This is a genomic window from Methanospirillum sp. (genome assembly GCF_028679455.1).
Lineage (GTDB): Archaea > Halobacteriota > Methanomicrobia > Methanomicrobiales > Methanospirillaceae > Methanospirillum.
This window is the reverse complement of record NZ_JAJRBM010000191.1, coordinates 1-4319: the sequence shown is the minus strand read 5'-3', so window position 1 is coordinate 4319 and position 4319 is coordinate 1. Positions and strand designations below refer to the sequence as shown.

General features: G+C 47.3%; 4 protein-coding genes. 3 read left to right on the top strand and 1 reads right to left on the bottom strand.

Features of this window, described 5'->3' with window-relative positions:
* The first annotated feature begins 167 nt into the window (after positions 1–167).
* Positions 168–1130 carry an ATP-binding cassette domain-containing protein gene (locus LUQ50_RS06430; protein ID WP_300037916.1) on the top strand — a complete coding sequence of 321 codons (963 nt, stop codon included), beginning with the start codon at positions 168–170 and terminating at the stop codon, positions 1128–1130.
* Positions 1130–1855: an ABC transporter permease gene (locus tag LUQ50_RS06425; protein ID WP_300037913.1), complete on the top strand. Its 726-nt coding sequence runs from the start codon at positions 1130–1132 to the stop codon at positions 1853–1855. Before LUQ50_RS06430 ends, LUQ50_RS06425 begins: the two co-directional genes overlap by 1 nt.
* Positions 1856–2604: 749 nt before the next feature.
* Here LUQ50_RS06425 and LUQ50_RS06420 read toward each other — a convergent pair.
* Positions 2605–3744 carry a hypothetical protein gene (locus LUQ50_RS06420; RefSeq protein WP_300037910.1) on the bottom strand — a complete coding sequence of 380 codons (1140 nt, stop codon included), beginning with the start codon at positions 3742–3744 and terminating at the stop codon, positions 2605–2607.
* A 150-nt stretch (positions 3745–3894) separates the two neighbouring features.
* On the opposite strand from LUQ50_RS06420, the gene LUQ50_RS06415 reads away from it, so the two are divergent.
* Positions 3895–4122: a hypothetical protein gene (locus tag LUQ50_RS06415; protein ID WP_300037907.1), complete on the top strand. Its 228-nt coding sequence runs from the start codon at positions 3895–3897 to the stop codon at positions 4120–4122.
* Positions 4123–4319: the final 197 nt, after the last annotated feature.

Sequence of the window (4319 nt, the reverse complement as noted above, 5' to 3'; positions counted from 1 at the left end):
TTTACAGGAGACATGAGATTGGGTACATCCGGATAGTACCCTCACTCGGTTTCACCTCAAGCGATGAATAATTAAGACTTATACTCCCCATACATTCCATATCGAACTTGAGTTCCGGGGGTCAGGGGGGTATCATATCCTGACTCATGACTAGGAGATCCTTTCAGATGACCATTACAGCGAAAATTATAATCAAAGACCTGACCAGAAATTTTGGATCCCTTTGTGCAGTAAACCGGATGAATCTTATAATCCCTGATGAGTTATTCGGCATCCTCGGCCCGAATGGATCAGGAAAGACTACAACAGTCCTCATGCTGACCACGCTCCTTTCTCCGTCTGAAGGTACTGCAGAGATCTGTAGATATGATATCTGCAAAGAGCCTGACAACGTCAGGCAGATGATCAGTTATGTGCCCCAGGATATGGCTGTGGACACGAGGCTGACCGGTAGGGAAAATGTGATGATGTATGCCGAGCTCTATGGGGTATCTGATCCTGCAAAAAAAACCGAAGATGCTCTCCGGGTTCTGGAACTCTCTGACCGGGCAGATGATTACGCAAAAATATATTCCGGAGGGATGAGAAGACGGCTTGAACTGGCCCAGGCACTGGTCCACAATCCTCAGGTGCTTTTCCTCGATGAACCAACCGTCGGTCTTGATGTTGCAGCCAGGAAGAAGATCTGGGAACATATCATGACCCTCCGTGATGCAGGAATGTGCATTCTGGTGACCACCCATTACATGGATGAGGCGGACCGGTACTGTGACCGGGTGGCAATCCTTGATAAAGGCAATATCAGGGCTGTTGACACTCCTGCCCGGTTGAAGCAGCGGCTTTCGCATGACGTGGTATCAGTAACTGTTAAGGGGGAATATTCAAACATTTCAATTCCTGGTGTAAGGTTTTTCACGCAGGAGAGAGAGGAACTCATATTTCATGCCGATGACGGAGCTGCTGCAGTACCGCTAATAAAGGATGCTCTCACTGGCCAGGGGATGTCCGTAGTCGCTATGACGGTCCGGTCTCCTTCACTTGATGACGTATTTCTTCATCTTGTTGGCACTAAAGAAGATTCAAGTCCGTTTAACCTGAGTTCGTTTCGGAACATGACCGGGAGACGTTGATGAATGCAATTCTGGTGTATTGCAAACGGGATCTTATCAGGTGGTACCGGGCAAAATGGGGGTTTTTATCAGCGATGATGATCCCGGCAGCCTGGTTGATATTCGTCGGTCTTGCACTTCCAATCCGGTTTACCGATAATTATCTGGACTTCGTAACACCCGGGGTTCTTGCGATGACCATTTTGAATGCATCACTGGGGGGAGGCTCCCTGATTATCCTTGACCGGACGCTTGGATTTTTCAACAAATTTCTGGCTCTGCCTACCCCGAGGGAGAGTATTCTGTTTGGAAAAATCCTGGTGATCATGATCCGCGGAATCATTCAGACAACGATTATCCTCGCAATGGCTTTTCTTCTAGGAGCTACCCTGTACTCTCCTGCACAACTTGCGGGAACATACCTGATTCTGGTTATCTTTGGAACCCTTCTCTCAACATTTGCAACCACACTAGCCCTCTATGTGGATGAACATGACAGTTATGCTGCGTTGTATGCAATGATCTCCATGCCGGTTTTTTTCACATCATCGGCTATGATGCCTTATAGTGCCATGCCGAAATGGATGTTGCTTCCCGCATCAGTAAATCCGTTAAGTTTCGCCATCGACGCAATTCGTCTAATGCAGACCGGAGTTGTCCCGATAAATCAGATTCTTGTTCTCTCTACGCTAACGGTAGTCCTGGGAGTCATCTGTGTCAGGGTGTTTCGACGCGTTGAGGTGTGACCACCTGTAGGCATTATCAATTCTAGAATAACCAAACTGCCATTAACTCAAGCGGGGAACGAATATTACAGCGATTATACACCAGGATATTCGTCAGTTTCAAAGGAGGAGAGATCTTACTTATGGATCAGATCAGTATCGTGATTTGGCTCATCGACGTTTCGAGTGGGTAAAGTATCAGTGAATGTAATCAAGTATAATGATTCTTGCTGAGGAACTATTTCATGCCGCTCTTCATTTAACTGCTCCTTGGACCATATCCTCCCTTAAATTTCAGGAGAGTGAACGAAAATTAGAAATTTTGATTGACTTTCCACAGAGTTCACGATTCCCATGTCCTGAATGCAATCATTTGGATTGTGAAATTCATGATACAATGAAAAATAGTGGCGGCATTTAGATTTCTTTGAGGATCAAACATATATTCATGGTCGAATCCCTAGAATCTGCTGATAGCGTAAGAAAAGTGCTGTAAAATCGTGCGGCCCTGTATCTACTCAGGTAAAAGGAGAACAGAACCATGGATATACAGCACTTTTCTTACGCTATCTGACGCCGTCCCGTACACGAGAAAAACATTGCTGGCATGACAATTGAGCGTCCTGCTTTATAGGTATCCTCTGAACGGTCTTGAGCGGACTTGAAAATGCCGTACACACGATATTTCATCCGATCGCGGGACCGGTACGGTGAGTGATTTTGCATCGCGAATGATCCGGAAAAAAGGAGAAATAATCGTGGTAATTCAATTATTCAGTTTTCCTTTTCAGCACATCAAGGTAGAGGATTGATTTTCCGTCTTTCCGGTTAACGACCGCTTCCATAGTTGAATTGTCTATAATGTGATACAGTACAAGTGCTGCATCAGCATTGGTCAGGTATGCCTCATCAGGGGTCCTGAATATGAGCGAGGATGGCTTATCCTGTGAATTATCGGTATCCCCGGTGTGCCGTGTCGCAGTCACGAACCTTTCCGTCTGGTTGGAGTATGACATCCACTCGCCGGATACCGGTCCTTCATCAGTGATGGTTCCGTTCTGGATCACTTTCCGGTCATCTATCGTCCACTCTCCTGTGATATCCGGATATGTACGGCCAGGTTTCGGGATCGGCGTTTCATTTCTCGTCATCCATCGCTCGACTACCAGGGTGCCGTCAGTATCTCCCGGGATGACAAACGCATTTTCAATTGCTTCATCTCCGATCATTGAGCCGAACATGAATGCCCCATCCTGACTAATTCCGTACAATCTTCCGGTATTTCCGATCGTCCCAACCATGGGGAGCTCAATCATTGTTCCATCATCATCATGGATCTGTTCCCTGCCGCTCCAGATCCTGCCCTGCTGCTCCTCGATGGTCAGAAGACCAGTAGTATTCACTCCCGTACTGCGGTTATGGGTAAAGTTCCATACTCCGATCAAGGAAGGAACCGTCTTTTCAGGAGCAGGTGTCGTCCCATCTTTCACCAGATGAGAGACGATAACCATCAGATCCTGGTCTGCAAACAGCATGTAATTATAGAGTTCCTGGTCAGACACCAGTTCTCCAAACGATATTCCACTTCCGGTCTCATCTTTGAAGAATGTTTTTCCATCAGGCGATAGAACACCGGGAAAAAAATGAGTCACATTGGCTGCGGTATCAGAATCAAAATATGTCACATTCCCGGCAAAAGCCAGGTCATCCTTGGTTATAATATGGAACGATCCCATGTTATTCGTCTTGTCAGTAAATCCTTCAGAAGGGGAATACGTATCCACGGATACCCCCTGCCATGATCCTGTCAGGTCCGGGACCGATTCCGCTGATACTGCCACCATACTCCACAACAGAAGAATTACCAGGATCCCTGGAATTCTCCACTGATACAACACTCTTCTACTCATGATCCCATCTGGGTACTAAGGAAGAGAAGGGTATGAATGTTATGGAGAGAGGGGGGGAGGAGCGAGAACAACTGGATAGTCGGAGGGATGTTTTCCGGGGGAAAGGAGGATGTTTAAAAGGTGCAGGTCTGATCTATCAGAAAGAATCGCATGGATGGTGAAGAGGGTCAATTCGGAGGCGTAAGGATCCCAGGCGTAGTCCGGATGGAATCAGCCGGAAAGGAAGGTGATGCTCTCCTGTATACAGGACATGGATTTCCAATACATGTCTGGCACTTAAGTGCCCTGCTGAAGGTATCCTCTGAACTGTCACGGGATGCCGAGACACCGGTACCCATCGCTCCGGTGATCGTGGCATTGCCGGTGATTCTTTGGTGACTGCGGCGTTGACTGCTGCCATGATCGGCCCTTTCACCGGAATCTGCCCAACCGTCTTGGCTTCCGCGTTCTCATAGATGATGGTTGCTGCATACGCTTCTTTGGAAGTTTCAACGGCAGGATGGGAGAATCCCCCTGATTCGTCAGGCTTGCGGCCCTAGGTTAATTGGGATCTAAAAACGGTCAGTTTATTGACA

Bases quoted from the DNA above. Each gene is read 5' to 3' on its own strand.
- LUQ50_RS06430 (WP_300037916.1), top strand. From the start codon at position 168: ATGACCATTACAGCGAAAATTATAATCAAAGACCTGACCAGAAATTTT.
- LUQ50_RS06425 (WP_300037913.1), top strand. From the start codon at position 1,130: ATGAATGCAATTCTGGTGTATTGCAAACGGGATCTTATCAGGTGGTAC.
- LUQ50_RS06420 (WP_300037910.1), bottom strand. From the start codon at position 3,744: ATGAGTAGAAGAGTGTTGTATCAGTGGAGAATTCCAGGGATCCTGGTA.
- LUQ50_RS06415 (WP_300037907.1), top strand. From the start codon at position 3,895: ATGGATGGTGAAGAGGGTCAATTCGGAGGCGTAAGGATCCCAGGCGTA.